Genomic DNA, 21,739 nt, shown 5'->3' with positions numbered 1-21,739 from the left:
CCATGTCCGACGCCCACCAACAGATCGAAGAACAAGCGGCCGAATGGCTGCTGCGCCTGCACGAGGGTGAGCTGAGTGAGGCTCAGCGCGTGGCGTTCGAATGCTGGAAACAACAAGGCCCCCACTACGCTGCCGCCGCTGCGCGCATGGAAGCCGTCATCACCCGGATGCAGGCCTTGCGAGGCAAAAAAGCCCCGGCGCGGGCAGCCTTGAGCGCGGCGTTCGCGCACCACAAACCGCGCCGCGGCAAGAATGCATTGCGTGCCCTGCTGCTGGCGGGCAGCCTGGCCCTGCCGGCGGCGGCGCTACTCCTCAGCCCTTACCCCCAACAGTGGACGGCCGATGTGCGCAATGGCCCAGACCAATGGCAGACCCTGCAGTTGGCAGATGGGTCGACGCTGACGCTGAACGGCGCCAGTGCCGCGAACCTGCACTTCGATGCCTGGCAGCGCCGCATCGAACTGCTGCAAGGCGAGATCCTGGTAGACGTCGCCCACGACAGCACACGCGCCTTTATCGTACAGACGCCGCAAGGCACCCTGCGTGCGCTGGGCACGCGGTTTGTGGTCAAGCGCGAGGGCGACGTTACCGTGCTGAGCATGTTGCAATCACGGGTGGCCGCGCAAAGCGCGAACGCCCAGCAGACACTGGAAGTGGATGCCGGCTCCCAGGCCCGGATGAGTTCGAACAGCGTACGCCTGGCCGGCACTATCGACCCCGCCAGCATCAACGAGGCCTGGCGTCGCCACCAATTGGTGGTGGAGAACCGCCCCCTGCCCGACGTGCTCGATGAGATCGCGCGGCACCGGTCCGGGCACCTGCAATTTGATCGCGCCGCGCTGCAAAGCCTGCGCGTATCGGCCGTCATTCCCCTGGATGACAGCGACCACGCCCTGCAACTACTGGCGCAGACCTTGCCGATCAAGGTGCGCAGCTTCACGCCGTGGCTGATCGTCGTGGACCGCGAACACACGGCCAAAAAATAATTATTCGCATTTGCTTCCGGTTTTTCCGAGGTTACCCGTCAAGCAAGGTAATTCGACAAGTAAAGGATTGCCTCTCCCATGCACACCCCTGCCTCCCCACGCGGTCGCTTTGGCCTGCTCAAAAGCGCGCCACTTTCCCTGGCCCTGCTCAGCTCGAGCGTGATGTACGCCAACCTGGCCCTGGCCCAGGCGCAGACGCTCAACGTCGCCGCCCAGGCCTTTGACATCCCTGCCGGGCCACTGGGCAACTCGCTCAATCGCTTTGCCCAACAGGCCGGCGTGGCTATCGTGTTCCAGTCCCATGAACTGGAAGGTCTCAACGGCCCTGGCCTCAAGGGGAGCTATGGCATCCAGGACGGTTTCGACCTATTGCTGCTGGGCAGCGGTTATCGCGCGGTAAAAGGTGACCAGGTCTACGCCCTGCAACCGGCGCCCATTGCCAGCGACGGCACCATGGAACTGAGCCCGACCCAAGTCAGCGCCACCCAACTGGGCAATATCACCGAAGGCACTGGTTCCTACACCCCTGGCACGCTCGCGACCTCGACCCGCCTGGTGCTGACGCCCAAGGAAACCCCGCAATCGGTCTCCGTGATCACCCGCCAGCACATGGATGATTTCGGCCTGACCAATGTGGACGACGTGATGCGCCACACGCCCGGCATCACCGTGTCGGCCTTCGACACCGAGCGCAGCAACTACTATGCGCGCGGCTTCTCGATCAACAACTTCCAGTACGACGGCATCCCTTCCACCGCGCGTAACGTCGCCTACTCGGCGGGCAACACCCTGAGCGACATGGCGATCTACGACCGCGTCGAAGTGCTCAAGGGCGCCACCGGCCTGCTCACCGGCGCCGGCTCACTCGGCGCCACGATCAACCTGGTGCGCAAGAAACCCACCGCCGATTTCCAAGGCCACGCCACCCTCGGCGCGGGCTCATGGGACAACTACCGCAGTGAACTGGATGTCAGCGGCCCGCTGACCGACAGCGGCAACGTGCGCGGCCGGGCCGTGGCGGCCTACCAGGACAAGCATTCGTTCATGGACCACTACTCGCGCAAGAGCCCGACGTACTACGGCATCATGGAGTTCGACCTGTCGCCCGACACCCTGCTGACCGTAGGCGGCGACTACCAGGACACGCTGCCAAAAGGCTCGTCCTGGTCGGGCAGCTTTCCGCTGATCAACTCCCAGGGCAATCGCAACAGCGTCAAGCGTTCGTTCAACGACGCCGCCGAGTGGAGCAGTTGGGAGCAATACACCCGCACCGTGTTCGCCATGCTCGAACATGACTTGGGCAATGGCTGGGTGAGCAAGCTGCAACTGGACCACAAGATCAACGGCTACCACGCGCTGATGGGCTCGATCCAGGGCGACCAGCCGCAGCCGGATGGCGCCGCGCAACTGACCTCGGGCAAATACACCGGGGAAACCGTCAGCGACTCCGCCGACCTGTATGTCAGCGGCCCGTTCAGTCTCGGCGGGCGTGAACATGAACTGGTGCTTGGCGGCTCGATCAGCGCGTCGCAATGGCAAGGCAAAGGCTATTGGAACCTGGACCCCAATATCGTCGACTTCAACAACTGGCACGGCCACGCAACGATGCCGGACTGGGGCAAGGCGCAATCACTGATCGACGACACCGTGCGCCAGACCGGCGCGTACGCGACCACGCGCCTGAACCTTGCCGACGACCTCAAGGTGTTGCTCGGTGCGCGCCTGGTCAACTATCAGGTCACCGGCTACAACCCCAGCTATCGCGAGTCCGGGCGCGTCGTGCCGTATGTCGGCGCAGTCTATGACCTGAATGACACCTACGCGGTCTACGCCAGCTACACCGATATCTTCATGCCGCAGGAAAACTACAACCGCGACCGCGACAACAAACTGCTGGAACCGGATGAAGGCCAGAACTGGGAACTGGGTATCAAGGCCGACTATCTCGACGGTCGAGTGAATGCCAGCGCCGCCTACTTTGAAATCCACGAGTCCAACCGCGCGCTGTCCGACGACGAGTACAACAACCTCAAGCCCACACCCAACAACTACGCCTATAAGAGCAGCAAGGCGGTGACCAAAGGTTATGAAGTGGAGATGTCCGGCGAAATCGCGCCTGGCTGGCAGCTGCAGGCTGGCTACACCCACAAGATTGTGCGCGACGAGAAGGGCGTGAAGATCTCCACCTTCGAGCCGGAAGACCAGGTCAAGCTGTACACCACGTACAAACTCAAGGGCAACCTGGACAAGTTGACCGTCGGCGGCGGCGTTCGCTGGCAAAGCGTGGGTTGGCAGGACATCTACAACAGCCCGCGTGGCGGCTACGAAGAGTTTTCCCAGGAGGCGTATTGGCTCGTGGACCTGATGAGCAAATACCAGATCAGCAAGAACCTGTCGGCGACGCTGAACGTCAACAATATCTTCGACAAGAGCTATTACACCAATATTGGCTTCTATAACTCCGCCGCCTACGGTGAGCCACGCAACGTCATGGTGACCACCCGCTGGGATTTCTAAGCGCCAACACACCTTGTGCTGAGGGCGCTTGCTCCCTCAGCACAACAAGCCGGCTCCTGCACAAATCGCAGACGAAAAAAAAGCCCGCTCAATGAGCGGGCTTCTTGTGGTGACCTGGCGTTCAGTGTTCCAGGTTACCGAATATGGCGCAGCGGACGGGACTCGAACCCGCGACCCCCGGCGTGACAGGCCGGTATTCTAACCGACTGAACTACCGCTGCGCGTAACACATAAAACGAATGGTGGGTGATGACGGGATCGAACCGCCGACATTCTGCTTGTAAGGCAGACGCTCTCCCAGCTGAGCTAATCACCCTTCGCTTCGGTGTGGCGCGCATTCTACGGAGCGACCCTGGGTCTGGCAAGCACTTTCTTAAATCTTTTTTTTGAGGCCTTCCAATGGCTTAGGCAGGGTTGGCCTCAGCCCGGATCAAGACAATAATGCCCCCCTTTGTATAAAGGAGAGACTCACCCCATGTGGTTCAAGAACCTGCTTATCTATCGCCTGACCCAAGATCTGCCTGTTGATGCCGAGGCGTTGGAAGCGGCCATGGCCACCAAGCTGGCGCGCCCGTGTGCAAGCCAGGAGTTGACCACTTACGGTTTCGTCGCACCGTTCGGTAAAGGTGAAGACGCTCCCCTGGTTCACGTCAGCGGTGACTTCCTGCTGATCGCCGCGCGCAAGGAAGAACGCATCCTGCCGGGCAGCGTGGTGCGTGATGCACTCAAGGAGAAAGTCGAAGAGATCGAGGCCGAGCAAATGCGCAAGGTCTATAAGAAGGAACGCGACCAGATCAAGGATGAAATCATCCAGGCCTTCCTGCCGCGCGCCTTTATCCGTCGCTCGTCCACCTTCGCCGCCATCGCGCCGAAGCAAGGCCTGATCCTGGTCAACTCGGCCAGCCCCAAGCGCGCCGAAGACCTGTTGTCGACCCTGCGTGAAGTGATCGGCACCTTGCCGGTTCGCCCACTGACGGTAAAAACTGCGCCAACCGCAATCATGACCGACTGGGTCACCACCCAGAAACCGGCCGATGACTTCTTCGTCCTCGACGAATGCGAACTGCGCGACACCCATGAAGACGGCGGCATTGTGCGCTGCAAGCGCCAGGACCTGACCGGCGAAGAAATCCAGCTGCACCTGACCACCGGCAAGGTCGTGACCCAGCTGTCGCTGGCCTGGCAGGACAAGCTGTCGTTTATGCTCGACGACAAGATGACCGTCAAGCGCCTGAAGTTCGAAGACCTGCTGCAAGACCAGGCCGAACAGGACGGCGGCGAAGAGGCCCTGGGCCAACTGGATGCCAGCTTTACCTTGATGATGCTGACGTTTGGTGATTTCCTGCCGGCGCTGATTGAAGCGCTGGGCGGCGAAGAAACCCCACAAGGCATCTAATAAGCCGAGTGAAGATCAACATGTGGGAGGGGGCTTGCCGCCGATGAGGGAGTGTCAGTTGATACCTGTTTAACTGACCCACCGCTATCGGGGGCAAGCCCCCTCGCACATTTGATTGCATTTGCATTTCAAGAATCTAACAACAAGGACACCCCCATGCGCGCACTCGCCGCCCTGAGCCGCTTCGTCGGCAATACCTTCGCCTACTGGGTGTTGATTTTCGCCGTCGTCGCCTTCCTCGAACCCGGCTGGTTCATCGGCCTGAAAAGCGCCATCGTCCCGCTGCTGGGCCTGGTGATGTTCGGCATGGGGCTGACCCTCAAACTCGAAGACTTCGCCGAAGTTGCCCGCCACCCGTGGCGCGTGGCCCTGGGCGTGGTCGCGCATTTTGTGATCATGCCGGGCGTGGCCTGGCTGCTGTGCCAGGCCTTTCACCTGCCGCCGGAAATCGCCGTCGGCGTGATTCTGGTCGGCTGCTGCCCAAGCGGCACCTCGTCCAACGTGATGACCTGGCTGGCACGCGGTGACCTGGCGCTGTCGGTGGCCATCGCGGCCGTCACCACCCTCCTCGCCCCGCTGCTCACGCCGGCGCTGATCTGGCTGCTGGCGTCGGCCTGGCTGCCGGTGTCGTTCATGGAGTTGTTCTGGTCGATCCTGCAGGTGGTGTTGCTGCCGATAGTGCTCGGCGTGGTCGCGCAGCGCGTGCTCGGCGAGCGGGTGCGCCATGCGGTGGAGGTGTTGCCGCTGGTGTCGGTGGTCAGCATCGTGATTATCGTCGCGGCGGTGGTGGCCGCCAGCCAGGCGAAGATCGCCGAGTCGGGCCTGTTGATCATGGCCGTGGTGATGCTGCACAACAGCTTCGGCTACCTGCTGGGCTACTTCACCGGCCGCGTGTTCAAACTGCCATTGGCCCAGCGCAAGTCGCTGGCGCTGGAGGTGGGCATGCAGAACTCCGGGCTGGGCGCCGCATTGGCCAGCGCGCACTTCTCGCCCTTGGCGGCGGTGCCGAGCGCGCTGTTCAGCGTCTGGCACAATATTTCCGGGGCGTTGCTGTCGACCTACTTCCGCCGCATGAGCGAAAAGGAAGACCGCCGCGTGCTGGAGAACACCCCGCAAACTTGATCGTTTGATCCGTTTTAGGCACTCTAGCCAGCTTCGCGGGGACGACCTCGCGACGCTGTCGAGGCGCACAATCCGGGGACGACCCCGCCTATGCAAGCGAGGTCAACATGTCCTGGATCATTCTGTTTTTTGCCGGGTTGTTCGAAGTCGGCTGGGCCGTCGGCCTGAAGTACACCGACGGTTTCAGCAAGCCCCTGCCCACCGCCCTGACGATCGCCGCGATGGCCATCAGCCTCGGCCTGCTGGGGCTGGCGATGAAGGAATTACCGCTGGGCACCGCCTATGCCATCTGGACCGGGGTGGGGGCCGTGGGCACCGTGATTGCCGGGATTATCCTGTTTGGGGAATCCATGGCGCTGTTTCGGTTGGCGAGTGTGGCGTTGATTATTTGTGGACTGATTGGGCTCAAGATCAGTACCTAGGGCACTACCGCCATCGGGGGCAAGCCCCCTCCCACATTTTGAAGGTGTTCACAAATCAACATGTGGGAGGGGCGGTGCGACGATTCGACTTGCCCCCGATGAGGCCGGCACATTCAACACAAATCTACCTGACACCCCCGCGCAACCCGCCCACCACCTCCAGCAACCGGGCCGGCGTAGGCTCGTCAACCGCCTCCCCCGCCACCAACACCACCCGCGACCAGATCCGGTGAAAGAAGCCCTTGTTCGGATCGCGGCTGAAGAAACTCCCCCACAACCCCTGCAACGCCATCGGAATCACCGGCACCGGCGTCTCCTCCAGAATCCGCGTCACCCCACCACGGAACTCGTTCATCTCACCGTCAGCCGTCAACTTGCCTTCGGGGAAGATGCACACCAACTCGCCTTCCTTCAGGTAATGGGCGATCCGCGTGAAGGCCTTTTCGTAGATCTGGATGTCTTCATTACGCCCGGCAATCGGAATCGCCCCGGCGGTGCGGAAGATGAAATTCAGCACCGGCAAACGGAAGATCTTGTAGTACATGACAAAGCGAATCGGCCTACGCACCGAACCGGCAATCAACAGCGCATCGACAAACGACACGTGGTTGCACACCAGCAAGGCCGCGCCTTCGTCGGGGATGGCCTCCAGGTTGCGATGCTCCACGCGGTACATGGAATGGCCGAGCAGCCAGATCATGAAGCGCATGGTGAACTCGGGGACGATCTTGAAGATATAGGCGTTGACCGCGATGTTGAGCAGCGACACCACCAGGAACAGCTCGGGGATCGACAGCTTGGCCACGCTCAGCAGCAGGATCGACACAATCGCCGACACCACCATGAACAGCGCGTTGAGAATGTTGTTGGCGGCGATCACCCGCGCGCGCTCGTTCTCGGCGGTACGCGACTGGATCAGCGCGTACAGCGGCACAATATAGAAGCCGCCGAATACACCCAGGCCAAGGATATCGAACAACACCCACCAGGCCTGGCCGTAACCCAGCACGGCCAGCCAGTCGTTGGCCTGCACGTTCTGCGGGAAACCGCCGGAGTGCCACCACAGCAACAGGCCGAACACGGTCAGGCCAAAGGAGCCGAACGGTACCAGGCCGATTTCGACCTTACGCCCGGAGAGTTTTTCGCAGAGCATCGAACCGAGGGCGATGCCCACCGAGAACACCGTGAGAATCAGCGTCACCACGGTTTCGTCGCCGTACAGCCACTCTTTGGCGTAAGCCGGGATCTGCGTGAGGTAAATCGCCCCGACAAACCAGAACCATGAGTTGCCGACAATCGAGCGCGACACCGCCGGCGTCTGCCCCAGGCCCATGCGCAGGGTGGCCCAGGACTGGGTGAAGATATTCCAGTCCAGGCGCAGTTGCGGAGTAGACGCCGCCGCGCGCGGAATGCTGCGGCTGGCGAGGTAACCCAGCACCGCGACGCCGACAATCGCCACCGCCACCACCGGCGCGTAATGGGTAGACGACATCATCACCCCCGCGCCAATGGTGCCGGCGAGGATTGCCAGGAACGTGCCCATTTCCACCAGGCCGTTGCCGCCCACCAGCTCATCGTCGCGCAAGGCCTGGGGCATGATCGAGTACTTCACCGGGCCGAACAGCGCCGAGTGCGTGCCCATGGCAAACAGCGCCAGCAGCATCAACTCCAGGTGATTGAACAGAAAACCCGTGGCGCCGACGGCCATGATCACGATCTCGCCGACCTTGATCGCGCGGATCAACGCATCCTTGTTGAATTTCTCGCCGAACTGCCCGGCGAGTGCCGAGAACAGGAAAAACGGCAGGATAAACAGCAACGCGCACAGGTTGACCCAAATGGCGCGGTCACCGTCGATGGCGAGTTTGTAGAGAATCGCCAGGATCAGCGATTGCTTGAAGATGTTGTCGTTGAAGGCGCCCAGCAACTGGGTGATGAAAAACGGCAGAAAGCGCCGTGTGCGCAGCAAGGTGAATTGTGAGGGGTGGCTCATCGTCCGTGTTCCTGCGTGGCCTGTTATTGGTTCAGGCCACGACTTTACCTAACTCCGCTTACTTATTCCCTAGTCCTGCAATGCAGGGCGAAACAAAAAGCTCACCTTTATAAGCTCCCTGCACCGTGCGCTTGGCCACGATCAGCCACATCAGCGCCAACGCCACCACCAGCACGCTGCCGAACACGCTGAAGAAGCCCAGGCGCAGCAAGCTCGCCAGCTTCAGCGTGGCCAGGGCATAAACGCCCAGCGGAAAGGTGAAGCCCCACCACCCCAGATTGAACGGGATGCCGGCGCGCAGGTAACGCAAGGTGATCAACACCGCGATCAGCATCCACCACAAGCCGAAGCCCCACAGGGTAATGCCCGCCACCAGGCCCAGGCCGTTGGCGATTTCACCCACTCCAGGCAGGCCGCTGGCGGCAAAAATGGCCGGTGCGTCGCCACCGAGCAGCAACATGCCCAGGGCGCCGGTGCCGATGGGGCCGAGTGCCAGCCAGCTGGATGCCGCCATATTCGCGTGGGGCAGCTTATGCAGGGCCATGCGCAGCATGAGGATGGTCAAGATGCTGAACGCCACCGGCAGGGAAAATGCCCACAGCACATAGCTGGTGACCAGCATCACCAGTTGCCCGTGGGCATCGGCCAGGTGCGGCGCCAACAGGCCACCGCTGGCCGCCGCGACTTCGGCTGCGACCACCGGCAACAGCCAGACGGCGGTCATCTGGTCGATGCTGTGTTCCTGGCGGGTAAACATCATGAACGGGATCAACACCCCGCAGGCCAAGGCCATCGCCACATCCAGCCACCACAGGGCTTCGGCCAAGGGGATCACATCGACGCCCCAGCGCGGCAGGCCAAACAGCAGCAAACCGTTGAGAATCGTGGCCAACCCCATGGGAATGGTGCCGAAGAACATCGACACCGTGGAGTGCCCGAAGATGCGCCGCGCCTCATGGAAAAACATCACCCAGCGCGCGGCATACAAGACGCTGAACAGCATGAACAGGCCTATGGTGAACAGCCACAGCCCCTCGGCGATGGCATGCAAACCCGGCAGGTTGACCGGCAGTTGCGCCAGGGCCAACGCCAGCACACCGGTGCCCATGGTCGCGGCAAACCAGTTGGGGGTGAACTGGCGAATCACTTCCCGGGGACGGGTCAGGTGACTGAAAGGTTTGTAACTGATGATATTGGAGCAGGTCATGATGGCAGTCCTCTTCCTCGTATGAGGTTGAGCCCATGGTAGAACCTGATCGAATATCTATATAACGGGTAATATCTCTAACTGTTATCTGTTTTGCCAATATAAGCCGGGCGGCGTTCCTGCCACATCAGCGCCGCCAGGGCACTCAGCGCCAGCAAAATCAGGATTGCGCCGTAGCCGTCGGTGGTCGCGATCAGGCCGAAACTGCGGATCAGGTTGCCCGCCAACAATGACGGCAGGCAGAACGCCAGGTAACTCAATACATAAAATGCCGACATCAAGCCCGCCCGCTCATGGGGCAAGGCCAGCGGTACCACGCTGCGCAAGGCCCCCAGGAAACCTGCGCCAAAGCCGCCGCCGGCGATCAGGGTGGCGATGAAAAACAGCGGCAGGCTGGCGCTGTGCACGGCCGTGAGGATCAGCGCCACGCCGATCGCCAGCAACCCGGCGCCGAGGCGCAGCACCTTGGCCGCAGGGCGATTGCGCAGGCTGAAGATCATCAGCGCACCGCTCAGAGTCAGCACCGCTACCAGGCCGCCACCGATCAGGTTGGACGTCGAACCGGTGGCCGCCCGCACCAGCGACGGCGCCAGAGACAGATAGAAGCCGCCCATCGCCCACACCGCCACATCCACCGGCAACGACAGCCACAACGCCCGCCGCGCCTGGGGCGGCACATGCAACGTCGGACGCAGCGAGGCCAACGCACCCGGAATACGGCTGACGCTTTCCGGCAGGCGCCACACATACACGGCCTGCAACACCATCAACAGCAGCAACGTGCAATAAATCAACTGGGTCGGCAGCGGCGCGAATTCCACCAGCAAACTGCTGCCCATCGCCCCGCACGCCATGCCCAGCAGCGGCGCCACACTGTTGACCAGCGGGCCCTGCTGGCGGTCGGTATCCAGCAGCGCCGCACCCAGCACCGCAGTGGCCATGCCGGTGGCAAACCCTTGCAGGGTGCGCGCGGCAATCAGCCAGGCCACGCTGCCTTCATTGATAAACAGCAGCATCGCCAACATATTCAGGACCAGCGCGGCAAAAATCACCGGCTTGCGCCCCAGGTGGTCCGACAGCGAACCCACGGTCAACAGCGCCGCCAGCAGGCTCAAGGCGTACACACCAAAGATCAGCGTGAGCATGCCGGCCGAAAAATGCAGGCCTTCCTGATACAGGTGATACAACGGCGTCGGCGCGCTGGACGCGGCCAGGAACGTCAGCAAGGTGATCGCGAGGAACACCAGGCTGGAACGATGAGAAGTGGGACTGGACATGGGCACGCTCCGCTAAAGCTAATATTTTGCTTTTGCGGAGTGTGCTACTCGCCAGCTCTTAAAGCAAATTCTTTGTGTTAAGGTCGCAAGCATGGCGATAAAAGAAGGCCTCCGCCCGGGGGGCCGCAGTGCCCGGGTACAAGAATCCGTCCATTCGGCCGTGCGTGAACTGCTGGAAGCCCATGAGCGCTCCAGCATCACCGTGCCGATGATTGCCGCGCGCGCAGGCGTCACACCCTCGACCATCTACCGCCGTTGGGGTGACCTTGGCGTGCTGCTCGCGGATGTGGCCCTGGCACGCATGCGCCCGGACAGCGAACCGGCCAACACCGGCAGCCTGCGTGGCGACTTGCAGGCGTGGGCCGAGCAATACCTGGATGAGATGAGTTCCGAGCCGGGCCGCAACATGATGCGCGACCTGCAATGCAGTGTGACGCCGGGGTACTGCGTGAGCATCCTGAGTGGGCAGCTGCAGGCGATTGTGGATCGCTATCCCGACAGCACACCGCCGAGCGTGGACCACTTGATCAACCTGATCGCGGCGCCGACGGTGTTTCGGATTTTGTTTTCGACTGCGCCGCTGACGGTGCAAGAGTTACACGCCCAAATCGAGCTGGCATTGAAAATCTAAAAGACCTACACAAAACAAATGTGGGAGGGGGCTTGCCCCCTCCCACATTTTTGACCCGGTTAAGGTCAGCAGTTATGTACGCATCCCGCGCCCACTCACCAGCAACCGCGCGCAACCGATATACAAGACGATCGTGGCCACGATCATAAAGGTGATTGCCACGCTGATCTTGATATCCGAAACCCCCAGGATGCCGTAGCGGAAAGCATTGACCATGTGCAACACCGGGTTGGCCAGCGACACCGTCTGCCAGAACGGCGGCAGCAAGGTGATGGAATAGAACACCCCGCCCAGGTAGGTCAGCGGCGTGAGCACGAAGGTTGGGATGATCGAGATATCATCGAAGTTGCGTGCAAACACCGCGTTGATGAAACCCAGCAGCGAGAAGATCGTCGCCGTCAGCACCACCACCAGAATAGTGACCCCCAAGTGATGCACCTGCAGGTGCGTGAAGAACAGCGACAGGATCGTCACGATCACCCCCACCATCAAGCCGCGCAGCACGCCGCCCAGGGTGTAGCCGATCAGGATGGTGTGCGGCGAAACCGGCGACACCATCAGTTCTTCGATGGAACGCTGGAACTTGCTGCCGAAAAAGCTCGACACCACGTTGCCGTATGAGTTGGTGATCACCGACATCATGATCAGGCCCGGCACGATGTACTCCATGTAGGTGAAACCACCCATGTCACCGATCTGCCGGCCGATCAGGTTACCGAAGATCACGAAGTACAGGACCATGGTGATCGCCGGCGGCAGCAGGGTCTGCGGCCAGATCCGGGTAAAGCGTTTCACTTCGCGATAAACGATGGTTTGCAGCGCGACGAGGTTGGGTTGCAGTTCGGAACTCATACCGCCACCTTCGTCAGATTTTTCTCCACCAGGGACACGAACAACTCCTCAAGGCGATTGGTTTTGTTACGCAGGCTCAGCACCTCGATGTTCTGGGTCGCCAACTGCGTGAACAGCGCGGTGATGCCCATGGCTTTGTCCACCTGGACTTCCAGGGTATGGCTGTCCACCAGGCGGCTGGGGTAGCCGAGCAGCTGCGGCGGTGCCGACAAGTTGTTTTTCAGGTCGAGCAAAAAGGTTTCCACATGCAACTGGCCCAGCAGGTTACGCATGCTGGTGTTCTCGACGATGGTGCCGTGGTCGATGATGCCGATGTTGCGGCACAGTTGCTCAGCCTCCTCCAGGTAATGGGTGGTGAGGATGATGGTGATGCCCTTCTCGTTCAGCTCGGTGAGGAAGGTCCACATCGAGCGGCGCAGTTCGATATCGACGCCGGCGGTAGGCTCATCGAGAATCAACAGGCGCGGCTCATGCACCAATGCGCGAGCGATCATCAGGCGGCGCTTCATGCCGCCGGACAGTGAGCGCGACGGCACGTCACGCTTGTCCCACAGGCCGAGTTGGGTCAGGTACTGCTCGGCGCGTTCCTTGGCGATTTTCGCCGGGATGCCGTAGTAGCCGGCCTGAGTCACGACGATGTCGAAGGTCTTTTCAAACTGGTTGAAGTTGAACTCCTGGGGCACCACACCGATGGAGCGCTTGAGCGCCGCCGGGGATTTGTCCAGGTCGTGACCGAAGATATTCACCGTGCCGCTGGTCTTGTTGACCAGGGTGGAAAGGATACCGATGGTGGTGGATTTGCCGGCACCGTTGGGGCCGAGCAAGGCGAAGAAGTCACCTTCGGCAACGTCCAGATCGATACCACTCAGGGCCTGGAAACCGTTGCCGTAGGTTTTGGTTAGCTGCCGGATGGACAGAGCGGAACTCATATCGGAATACGCACCAAAGAAGGGAATAGAAAGAGTAGATGGGGGCGCAGCGCGCGTAGTTCAACGGCTGCGCAGGGAAAGCATGGTGCTTGCCCGCGCCGCACAAGTACAGTCACCCGTATTAATAGTGGGTATTAAGTCAACGCGGTCATCACCGCTTTGCGGTACGCCGGGCGTTGCTGCAGGCGCTGGTACCAGGCCTCCAGATGGGGCATTGCCGGGCGTTCGATGGGCATTTCGAACCAGGCGTAGGCGAAGCAGCCCAGGGGAATATCCCCCATGCCAAACGCGGTGCCCGACAGGTAAGGCTGTGTGGCGAGGGCCTGGTCGACCGTTTTCAATGCTTCGATACAGGCCTGGCGCCCGGCATTGATGCTGTCCCAGTTCTGTTTTTCCGCCGGGGTGCGCAGGATGCCCCAGAACACCGCCTTGAACGGGTCGGCCAGGGTCGAGGTGGTCCAGTCCATCCATTTTTCCGCGTTGGCGCGGGCTTGCACATCAGTTGGGTAAAAGTCCGACGCGTGCTTGGCACACAGATAACGCACGATGGTGTTGGATTCCCACAGTACAAAGTCACCGTCTTCGATCATCGGTACCCGGCCGTTGGGGTTCAACGCCCGGTATTGCGGGGTGTCGACCACACCAAAAGCCCCGCCCGCATCAATTGCCTCATAGTCCAGGCCGAGTTCCTCGGCGCACCAGAGTGCTTTCCTGACGTTTGATGAATTTTTACGACCCCAGATTTTCAGCATGACCGCGCCTTATTGTTGATGAACATGGCTTAGAGGAACGCAGCAGCATACGCCGGTTCACGCGCGGCTTAAATCGCTGTGCATATCGCCCAACAGGGCTGGCAGGTCATCGGCAAACAGGTGTGGGTAACACTGCTGAAGATGCGCGAAGAAAAATCCCTCGGGCACGTCAGAAAACTGCCCGTGATCCACCACGTACTCCATCGAGCGCAGGCCCTGGCGGTTGAAGGCATGGAAAACGCTGTCGTTGATCCCGTCGAATTCCAATGGTGGTACATCGAAAAACTCACACAACTGACTGTTGAACGCCGGCGTGGCCTTGACCCAACGCCCGTCCAGCCACAACTCGGTGTAACCGTGCATGGCGAACACATCGCTCTTGAGCAACGCGATCAGGCGTGGCGTCGACAGGTGATTGCGCACGTCCGCCAGGCCGATGCGCGCGGGGATGCCGCAGTGCCGCGCGCAGGCGGCAAGCAGCGTGGCTTTGGGCACGCAGTAACTCTCGCGGGTGGCCAGCGCGTGGCTGGCGCTCAGGGTGTCTGGGTCGCGGCTGAAGGTGTAGGGGTTGTAGCGAATCGCCTCACGCACCGCGTAATAAAGACTGACTGCCTGGTCACGTAAATCCGCACGGGTTCCGCGGTGTTTCTCTGCGAACTCCACCACCGCAGGGTGGTCACTATCGATGAAGCGGCTGGGACTCAGGTACGTATCCATGAGCTTTATCTCCGAGGTAAGCCTGGAGTCTAACGACAGGCCAGCCATGGCGATAACGACGATTCGGCCAAATCTCGTAACACCCTGATCACCCCGCTAGTTCGGATGCCGACTAAGCTCCTTGTTGGTTTCGCCCCTGGTTTCACGGAGGATTGAATATGCTGTTGTTGTGGATACTGGTTCTGGTGGTCGGCATTGCCTACCTCGCACATCGCCGCGTCGCGCCCCTGCCCGCGTTGGGCGTGGTCGCCGTTTACCTGCTGGCGATGGGCGCCTGGAGCCATGCACCGGGTTGGCTGTTGTTGATCTTCTGGCTGCTGATCGCCGCCGTTGCCGCCCCCCTGCTGCTGCCCGACCTGCGCCGCCAATACTTCACCAAGCCGCTGTTCAGCTGGTTCCAGAAAGTCCTGCCGCCGATGTCGGAAACCGAACGCGACGCCATCGACGCCGGCACCGTGTGGTGGGACGGCGAACTGTTCAGCGGTCGCCCCGACTGGGACAAGTTGCTGGCCTACCCCAAGGTGCAACTGACCGAAGAAGAACAGGCGTTTATCGACGGCCCTACCGAAGAACTCTGCGCGATGGTCAGCGACTGGGAAATCGGCCAGGCCATGGACCTGCCGCCCGCCGCCTGGGAGCACATCAAGACCCACGGCTTTTTCGCCCTGATCATTCCCAAGGAATACGGCGGCAAAGGCTTTTCCGCCTATGCCCACTCCCAGGTCGCGATGAAACTCGCCACCCGCAGCGGTGACCTGGCGTCCACCGTGATGGTGCCCAACTCCCTCGGCCCGGCCGAGCTGCTGCTGCATTACGGCACCGACGAACAACGCAACCACTACCTGCCACGCCTGGCGCGTGGCGATGACATCCCGTGCTTCGCCCTCACTGGCCCGCTGGCCGGCTCCGACGCCGGCGCGATGCCCGACACCGGGGTGATCTGCAAAGGCGAATGGGAAGGCAAGGAAACCCTCGGGCTGCGCCTGAACTGGGAAAAACGCTACATCACCCTAGGGCCCGTCGCGACCCTGCTCGGCCTGGCCTTCAAGGCCCATGACCCGGACCATCTGCTGGGCGACGAGGAAGACTTGGGCATCAGCCTGGCACTCATCCCCACTGACACCCCAGGTGTGGAAATCGGCCGTCGCCACCTGCCCTTGGGCGCCGCGTTCATGAACGGCCCCAACTCCGGCAAGGACGTATTCATCCCGCTGGAATTCCTGATCGGTGGCCAGGAGATGCTCGGCAAGGGCTGGATGATGCTGATGAATTGCCTGTCGGTAGGCCGTTCGATCTCCCTGCCTGCGGTCGGCACCGGCGCGGCCAAGTTCACCAGCCTGGTCACCGGCCAGTACGCTCAGGTGCGCGAACAATTCAACGTACCGCTGTCGGCCTTCGAAGGTATCCAGGAAGCCCTGGCGCGTATCGGCGGCAACGCCTGGCTGATGGACAGCGCGCGCATGCTCACGGCCAACGCCGTCGACCTGGGGGAAAAACCCTCGGTGCTGTCGGCGATCCTCAAGTACCACCTGACCGAGCGCGGCCGTGAGTGCATCAGCCACGCCATGGACGTGCACGGCGGCAAGGGCATCATCATGGGCCCGAACAACTACCTGGGCCGCAGCTGGCAGGGCGCGCCGATCTTCATCACCGTGGAAGGCGCGAATATCCTTTCCCGCAACCTGATGATCTTTGGCCAGGGCGCGATTCGCTGCCATCCGTTTGTGCTCAAGGAAATGGCCCTGGCCGGTCGCGAAGACCACGACCAGGCGCTGAAGGAGTTCGACGGCCTGCTGATGCAACATATCGGCTTTGCCGTGAGCAACGCCGCCAGCACCCTGGTGCTGAACCTTGGCCTTGGCCACTTCGAGAAAGCCCCGGGCAACCGTTTGAGCCAGGGTTATTTCCGTGCGCTGAACCGCCAGGCGGCCGCTTTTGCCCTGCTCGCCGACCTGAGCATGATGCTGCTGGGCGGCGAGTTGAAGCGCCGCGAACGCCTGTCCGCGCGCCTGGGGGATGTGCTGAGCCATATGTACCTGGCTTCGGCGGCGCTCAAGCGTTATCACGACCTGGATTCGCCGGACCACCTGGCGCCGCTGTTCGCCTGGGCCATGGAAGAGAGCCTCGGTGAGTCGGAGCGCGCACTGGATGAATTGCTGAGCAACTTCCCGAACAAGGTACTCGGCTGCCTGCTGCGAGTGATCGTGTTCCCGTTCGGGCGTCGCCACAAAGGGCCATCCGATGCACTGGATGCCGAAGTCGCCGCAGTGATCGGCCGCGCCAAGGGCGACCCGACCCTGGAAGAGTTGCTGGCCGGCTGCTACCGCCCGCAATCCGCAGAGGATCCGGTCGGCGCCCTGCAACATGCCTACGACCTGCTCGGCGCCAGCCATCCGCTGCAGAAAAAACTGCACTCCGCACTCAAAAACGGCCAGGTCAAACCGACCGCCGGCGAACATGCCATCGACGCCGCGCTGCACGCCGGAGTACTGCAACCGGCCGAAGCGCAAACCCTGCGTGACGCCGAAGCGGCGCGACGCAAGGTGATCGACGTGGATGATTTCAGCAAGGAAGAGCTGACTCAGGCCGAGGGTAAAGTCCGCTGACGCCAGCGGTCATATAAATACGGGCGCGAGAGCTATATACTCTCGCGCCCGTTTTTGCTTTAGAGGACTTATCTCGTGTCCAACGTCGTTGCCGATCATCTCGTCTTGCTCGACCACCTGCGCAGCATCCTGGTAGCCGTCGGCGAAGCCGAACAGGTGCCCGAGGAAAGCCACACCCTGTTCCTGGAGCGCTTCGATGAATTGCGCGCGCTGCTGCCGATCGACCCGATCGAAAGCCAGTACCTGGGCCAGGACCTGATGAGCCAGGTCATCCTGCGCTACCCGCAGATCGCCCATCTGGTACCGCGCGACCTGCTGTGGTTCTTCGGCGGCGATTGCCTGCACTTCATGCCCGACGAAGAACTGGACCTGTACCAGGCCCTGGAAGAACGTCGCCATGAAGCCGAGCTGAACGACGAACCGTTCGACTGGAACCAGGAAAAGCAGCTGCTGGCCATGCCGCAGGATCAGAGCAAGCACTGATCCACAGGACACTACAAATCAAAATATGGGAGGGGGCTTGCCCCCTCCCACATGTGGCCTGTATTCCTACCGTCGACGCAACGTCGGCTCTTTCGCCATGCACTCCACCAGATAGTCAATAAACACCCGCAACTTCGGCGACAGATACCGCGTCGGCGAATGCAGTAACCACGCCTCGCCATGGTAGGACGCAATAAAATCCCACTCCGGCAACACCTGCACCAGCCGCCCCTCCTCGAGGGCATGCCGCGCCGTGAAATATGGCAAGCTGCCAATCCCCACATGCTGCAACACTGCATCCAGGCGCACCCCAGTGTGGTTCGCCGCATACCGCCCGCGCACGCCCACCGTCACCGCCTTGCCCGCCTGGCGAAACTTCCAGCGTGAGTCTCCCGGCGTTTCGCCGAGGTAGATGCAACTGTGCGCCAGCAAATCATGGGGATGAACCGGCGTGCCCTGCTCGGCCAGATACTGCGGCGTTGCACAGAGCAAATGCTCGATGGGCAACAATTGGCGCCCCACCAACCCCGGCGGCGGGCTGTCGGTGATACGGATGCTCAGGTCCACGTTGTCATCGATCAGGTCCACATGCCGGTCTTCAAGGATCAATTGCACGTCGACCTTGGGGTAACGCCGCAGGAATTCGGGCATATGCGGGTGCACCACAAACCGCCCCACCGACTTGGGCACGCTGACCCGCACCAGGCCCTCGGCTTCATGGTTGAACTGGCCGCTGATTTCCATCACCGAGCGCGCGGCGTTGACCATCTCCTGGCAACGCTTGAACACCTCTTCACCGCCCTCGCTGAGGCGCAGTTTGCGCGTAGTGCGTTGCAGCAATCGGGTCGCCAACCCCTGCTCCAGGCGCGAAATACTGCGGCTGACCGCAGAGGGCGAAACGCTCAATTGCCGCGCCGCCGCTGAAAAGCTGCCCGCTTCCACTACTTTGACGAAAATCGCCATTTCGCCCAGCAGCGGCAAAGGAAGATTGATGCTCATAACGCACAGGTCCATTGATAGTTGAGCGGATTATCACTCATCGACGCACTATTTATACTGCTCGCAGAACCTTGAAGCGGATGTAGATGATGACCGAGCGCCTGTTTTTCACCCATGACCACCTGACCGCCGAGCTTGAAGTGTTGAGCTGCACACCGCACGACGACCATTACGCCGTCACCCTGCAGTCGACGATCTTTCACCCCCAGGGTGGCGGGCAACCTTTCGACACCGGCTGGCTCGGCGACAGCCAGGTGCTACGCGTCACCCAGGAAGCCGATCGCGTGGTGCATTACGTCGAAAAACCGGTAGCGCCTGGCCCAATCATCGCGCGCGTCGATGCACCGCGCCGCGCCCTGCACTCCCGGCTGCATTCCGCCGGGCACCTGATCGGTAATGTTGGCGAAACCCTGGGCTGGCTGCCGATCAAGGCGCATCACTGGCCGGGCGAAGGCAAGGTGACGTTTATCCGTGGTGAAAACGCGCAAGCCATGGAAGCCGAGGCGATTCAGCAGCAGATCAACCAATTGATCAGCGCGGACTACCCCCGCCATATGAGCCTGCAGGACGGCACCCGCGAAGTCGGCTTCGGCGAGCTGCCCGCCTACGCCTGTGGCGGCACCCACGTGCAAGCGCTGGGAGAACTGGGACAAGTCACGATTCTCGCCCTGTCGGAGAAAAAAGGCGCGCTGTCGGTGCGCTACACCCTCGATTAAGGGGCTATTGAGTTTTTAGATAAGCCTCACTGTGATCTCCCCTGGCACACCTTTGCAGTGTTAGTGTGTGGAAATATTTCTGACATCTTGATCAGGAATACCCTACTTTCTCCTTGCAAAGGAATGCCTTCAGCAATGCACTTTCCCCTTAAGCAACTGGCGGTTGCCACCCTGTTCGCGGCCAGCTTTTCGGCGATCTCCACGCCGGCCTTCGCCAACATCACAGCTGATCAAAGCACGGCGATCATCAAGAGCTTCAACGAAACGTCCGTCACTGATTTTCGCGGTTTCCTCGGCACCCTGGCCAAGGGTGACCTGGGTAAAACCAGCGACGTGGGCCCGGCGATCAGCGCCTTCCTCGACAACAAAACTCTGAACGCCGACCAGCAGAATGAAATCCATCGCCTGCTGGGCATTTATACCCGAGTGAAATACGGCAAGGCCGCCCTCGAAACCCTCCGCGAACTGGTGGAAATCCCGACCTTCAACGTGGACGGCCTGCCCCAGTACAAAAACCCGCAATTCATCAAGATCGCGGGCAAGATCCAGGCCCTGGCAAAAGACTTCAACCTGAACTTCCGCAACGTCGACAATCGCGTGTATGAAATTTCCCTGGAAGGCAGCGGCGATGAAGTGGTGGGCATCCACGCCCACGCCGACGTGGTGCCGGTGACCCCGGAAAACTGGGTGCTGAAGGACGGCACCAAGCTCGACCCGTTCAAGGTCACGCTGATCGGCGACCGCATGTACGGCCGTGGTACCGAGGATGACAAAAACGGCATCGTGGTGGCCATGTACGCGATGAAAGTGATCAAGGAAGAAAAGCTGCCGCTCGCGCGCAACTTCAAGCTGCTGGTGGATACCACCGAAGAAACCTCCGGGGATGCCATTCCCTATTACTTCGAAAAGAACCCGACGCCGCAGTACAACCTGGCGCTGGATGGTGGCTATCCGGTGGTGATTGCCGAGAAGGGTTACGGCACGGTCATGGCGACCTTCCCGCGTCGCAAGGGCGAAGGCCAAGGCGCCGAGGTCATCGCGATGACCGGTGGCATGGCCACCAATCAGATTCCGTCGGCTTCGGTTGCCACGTTCGTGAGCGACAAGCCTACCGAGCTGGCCGCCAGCCTGCAAAAAGCCGGCACTGAATATGCGAAGGCCAATGGCGGCGATTTCGAGGTCGCGGCCAAGGTGGTCGGCAAAGAGGTCAAGCTGACGGTGACCGGCGTATCGGCGCATTCCTCCGAGCCGGAATCCGGGATCAACCCGGTGGCACGCATGCTGGAGCTGATCCACCGCGTCGACGGCAAGATCGCCCTCAAGCACAACCACATCACCGACGCCGCGCGTTATGCGGCCGACAACTGGGGCCTGGATTACCTGGGCGGCAAGTTGGGTGTTGGTTTCGCCGATGATTTCATGGGGCCGCTGACCACCTCGCTGACCTTTGTCGGCCTGGACGACAAAGCCTTCAAACTCGCAGTGAACCTGCGCGTGCCGAAGGGCAAGTCGCCGGAAAAACTCAAGGCAGAGATTGCCGACAAACTGAGCGCCTGGGACAAGCGAACCAAGGTCAAGGTTGACTTCACCTACTCGGTTGCCGAACCGATGTACCGCAACCCGGAAGGTGAATGGGTGAAGGCGCTGCTGGCCGTGGCCACAGAAAACCTGGGCATGGAGCACAAGTTCGGGACCTCAGCCGGCGCGACCTCGGTGCATGAACTGCCCAACGGCGTGCAATTCGGCCTGGCGCGCCCGGAAGTGAAATACACCGGGCACACCGACAACGAGTTCAAGACGGTTGACCAGTTCCTGCTGGACCTGCAGATCGTCACGGAAATGATGGGCCGTATCGGGCAGTTGCCGAAGCTCTGAGCATGAAACGGAGCCCGCCGCAATGGCGGGCTTTTTTTCGACCGCTATAAATGACGCGCAAACAAAAACGCCGATCATTGCTGATCGGCGTTTTCGTTGAATATGGAGCGGGAAACGAGACTCGAACTCGCGACCCCGACCTTGGCAAGGTCGTGCTCTACCAACTGAGCTATTCCCGCAAATGGCGTCCCCTAGGGGACTCGAACCCCTGTTACCGCCGTGAAAGGGCGGTGTCCTAGGCCACTAGACGAAGGGGACA

18 protein-coding genes and 4 tRNA genes are annotated in these 21,739 nt (G+C 61.1%); 10 read left to right on the top strand and 12 right to left on the bottom strand.

Annotated features, from left to right (window positions below):
- Positions 1-2 precede the first annotated feature (2 nt).
- Positions 3-986, top strand: coding sequence for a FecR domain-containing protein (locus tag AC0IYH_RS26510; protein ID WP_122772860.1), 984 nt, complete (start codon positions 3-5; stop codon positions 984-986).
- Between the two features lie 78 nt (positions 987-1,064).
- A complete protein-coding gene (locus AC0IYH_RS26505; RefSeq protein WP_471837018.1) occupies positions 1,065-3,503 on the top strand; it encodes a TonB-dependent siderophore receptor in 2,439 nt (812 codons plus the stop codon).
- A gap of 144 nt (positions 3,504-3,647) precedes the next feature.
- On the opposite strand, the gene AC0IYH_RS26500 is transcribed toward AC0IYH_RS26505, so the two are convergent.
- Together AC0IYH_RS26500 and AC0IYH_RS26495 are read right to left on the bottom strand one after the other, a co-directional pair.
- Positions 3,648-3,724, bottom strand: a tRNA-Asp gene (locus tag AC0IYH_RS26500).
- A gap of 19 nt (positions 3,725-3,743) precedes the next feature.
- Positions 3,744-3,819 (bottom strand) — tRNA-Val (locus AC0IYH_RS26495).
- Between the two features lie 159 nt (positions 3,820-3,978).
- On the opposite strand from AC0IYH_RS26495, the gene rdgC reads away from it, so the two are divergent.
- From rdgC to sugE, 3 genes are all read left to right on the top strand, one after another.
- Positions 3,979-4,899, top strand: coding sequence for a recombination-associated protein RdgC (gene rdgC, locus AC0IYH_RS26490; protein ID WP_027607105.1), 921 nt, complete (start codon positions 3,979-3,981; stop codon positions 4,897-4,899).
- Positions 4,900-5,055: 156 nt separating this feature from the next.
- Entirely contained in the window at positions 5,056-6,021 is a 966-nt protein-coding gene (locus AC0IYH_RS26485) for a bile acid:sodium symporter family protein (protein WP_122772858.1), read from the top strand.
- Positions 6,022-6,128: 107 nt separating this feature from the next.
- Positions 6,129-6,443 carry a quaternary ammonium compound efflux SMR transporter SugE gene (gene sugE / locus AC0IYH_RS26480; RefSeq protein ID WP_003237114.1) on the top strand — a complete coding sequence of 105 codons (315 nt, stop codon included), beginning with the start codon at positions 6,129-6,131 and terminating at the stop codon, positions 6,441-6,443.
- Between the two features lie 124 nt (positions 6,444-6,567).
- On the opposite strand, the gene AC0IYH_RS26475 is transcribed toward sugE, so the two are convergent.
- The 3 genes from AC0IYH_RS26475 to AC0IYH_RS26465 all read right to left on the bottom strand — a co-directional run bounded on the left by AC0IYH_RS26475 (position 6,568) and on the right by AC0IYH_RS26465 (position 10,920).
- On the bottom strand, positions 6,568-8,436 hold the full coding sequence (locus AC0IYH_RS26475; RefSeq protein ID WP_471837015.1) for an MFS transporter: 1,869 nt from the start codon (positions 8,434-8,436) through the stop codon (positions 6,568-6,570).
- A 58-nt stretch (positions 8,437-8,494) separates the two neighbouring features.
- Complete coding sequence (locus AC0IYH_RS26470; protein ID WP_471837013.1) at positions 8,495-9,643, bottom strand: TDT family transporter; 1,149 nt, start codon at positions 9,641-9,643, stop codon at positions 8,495-8,497.
- A gap of 77 nt (positions 9,644-9,720) precedes the next feature.
- Complete coding sequence (locus AC0IYH_RS26465; RefSeq protein WP_471837011.1) at positions 9,721-10,920, bottom strand: MFS transporter; 1,200 nt, start codon at positions 10,918-10,920, stop codon at positions 9,721-9,723.
- A gap of 91 nt (positions 10,921-11,011) precedes the next feature.
- On the opposite strand from AC0IYH_RS26465, the gene AC0IYH_RS26460 reads away from it, so the two are divergent.
- The gene (locus tag AC0IYH_RS26460) at positions 11,012-11,551 is read left to right on the top strand and encodes a TetR/AcrR family transcriptional regulator (protein ID WP_471837009.1); all 540 of its coding nucleotides are present in this window, start codon (positions 11,012-11,014) and stop codon (positions 11,549-11,551) included.
- Positions 11,552-11,623: 72 nt separating this feature from the next.
- Here AC0IYH_RS26460 and AC0IYH_RS26455 read toward each other — a convergent pair whose 3' ends face one another.
- The 4 genes from AC0IYH_RS26455 to AC0IYH_RS26440 form a co-directional block, all read right to left on the bottom strand.
- The gene (locus AC0IYH_RS26455; RefSeq protein ID WP_116630412.1) at positions 11,624-12,403 is read right to left on the bottom strand and encodes an ABC transporter permease; all 780 of its coding nucleotides are present in this window, start codon (positions 12,401-12,403) and stop codon (positions 11,624-11,626) included.
- Complete coding sequence (locus AC0IYH_RS26450; RefSeq protein ID WP_116630413.1) at positions 12,400-13,332, bottom strand: ABC transporter ATP-binding protein; 933 nt, start codon at positions 13,330-13,332, stop codon at positions 12,400-12,402. Before AC0IYH_RS26450 ends, AC0IYH_RS26455 begins: the two co-directional genes overlap by 4 nt.
- 134 nt (positions 13,333-13,466) lie before the next feature.
- Positions 13,467-14,084, bottom strand: coding sequence for a glutathione S-transferase family protein (locus tag AC0IYH_RS26445; RefSeq protein ID WP_471837007.1), 618 nt, complete (start codon positions 14,082-14,084; stop codon positions 13,467-13,469).
- A gap of 57 nt (positions 14,085-14,141) precedes the next feature.
- Positions 14,142-14,801, bottom strand: a complete 660-nt coding sequence (locus AC0IYH_RS26440; RefSeq protein ID WP_471837005.1) for a transglutaminase-like domain-containing protein — start codon at positions 14,799-14,801, stop codon at positions 14,142-14,144.
- 158 nt (positions 14,802-14,959) lie between these two features.
- Between AC0IYH_RS26440 and AC0IYH_RS26435 the strand changes: the two genes are divergently transcribed.
- Together AC0IYH_RS26435 and AC0IYH_RS26430 are read left to right on the top strand one after the other, a co-directional pair.
- A complete protein-coding gene (locus tag AC0IYH_RS26435) occupies positions 14,960-17,407 on the top strand; it encodes an acyl-CoA dehydrogenase (RefSeq protein ID WP_471837003.1) in 2,448 nt (815 codons plus the stop codon).
- A gap of 75 nt (positions 17,408-17,482) precedes the next feature.
- Complete coding sequence (locus tag AC0IYH_RS26430) at positions 17,483-17,890, top strand: PA2817 family protein (protein ID WP_003172871.1); 408 nt, start codon at positions 17,483-17,485, stop codon at positions 17,888-17,890.
- A gap of 66 nt (positions 17,891-17,956) precedes the next feature.
- Here the strand turns inward: AC0IYH_RS26430 and AC0IYH_RS26425 are convergent, their stop codons facing one another.
- Positions 17,957-18,889 carry a LysR family transcriptional regulator gene (locus AC0IYH_RS26425; protein ID WP_471837000.1) on the bottom strand — a complete coding sequence of 311 codons (933 nt, stop codon included), beginning with the start codon at positions 18,887-18,889 and terminating at the stop codon, positions 17,957-17,959.
- Between the two features lie 89 nt (positions 18,890-18,978).
- On the opposite strand from AC0IYH_RS26425, the gene AC0IYH_RS26420 reads away from it, so the two are divergent.
- On the top strand, positions 18,979-19,605 hold the full coding sequence (locus AC0IYH_RS26420) for an alanyl-tRNA editing protein (protein ID WP_471836998.1): 627 nt from the start codon (positions 18,979-18,981) through the stop codon (positions 19,603-19,605).
- Positions 19,606-19,740: 135 nt separating this feature from the next.
- A complete protein-coding gene (locus AC0IYH_RS26415; protein WP_471836996.1) occupies positions 19,741-21,480 on the top strand; it encodes a dipeptidase in 1,740 nt (579 codons plus the stop codon).
- 103 nt (positions 21,481-21,583) lie between these two features.
- On the opposite strand, the gene AC0IYH_RS26410 is transcribed toward AC0IYH_RS26415, so the two are convergent.
- A tRNA-Gly gene (locus AC0IYH_RS26410) sits at positions 21,584-21,659 on the bottom strand.
- 3 nt (positions 21,660-21,662) lie between these two features.
- A tRNA-Glu gene (locus AC0IYH_RS26405) sits at positions 21,663-21,738 on the bottom strand.
- Position 21,739 lies beyond the last annotated feature (1 nt).

Source organism: Pseudomonas sp. AC463, from assembly GCF_979253585.1.
This window is presented reverse-complemented; position numbering and strand designations above follow the sequence as displayed.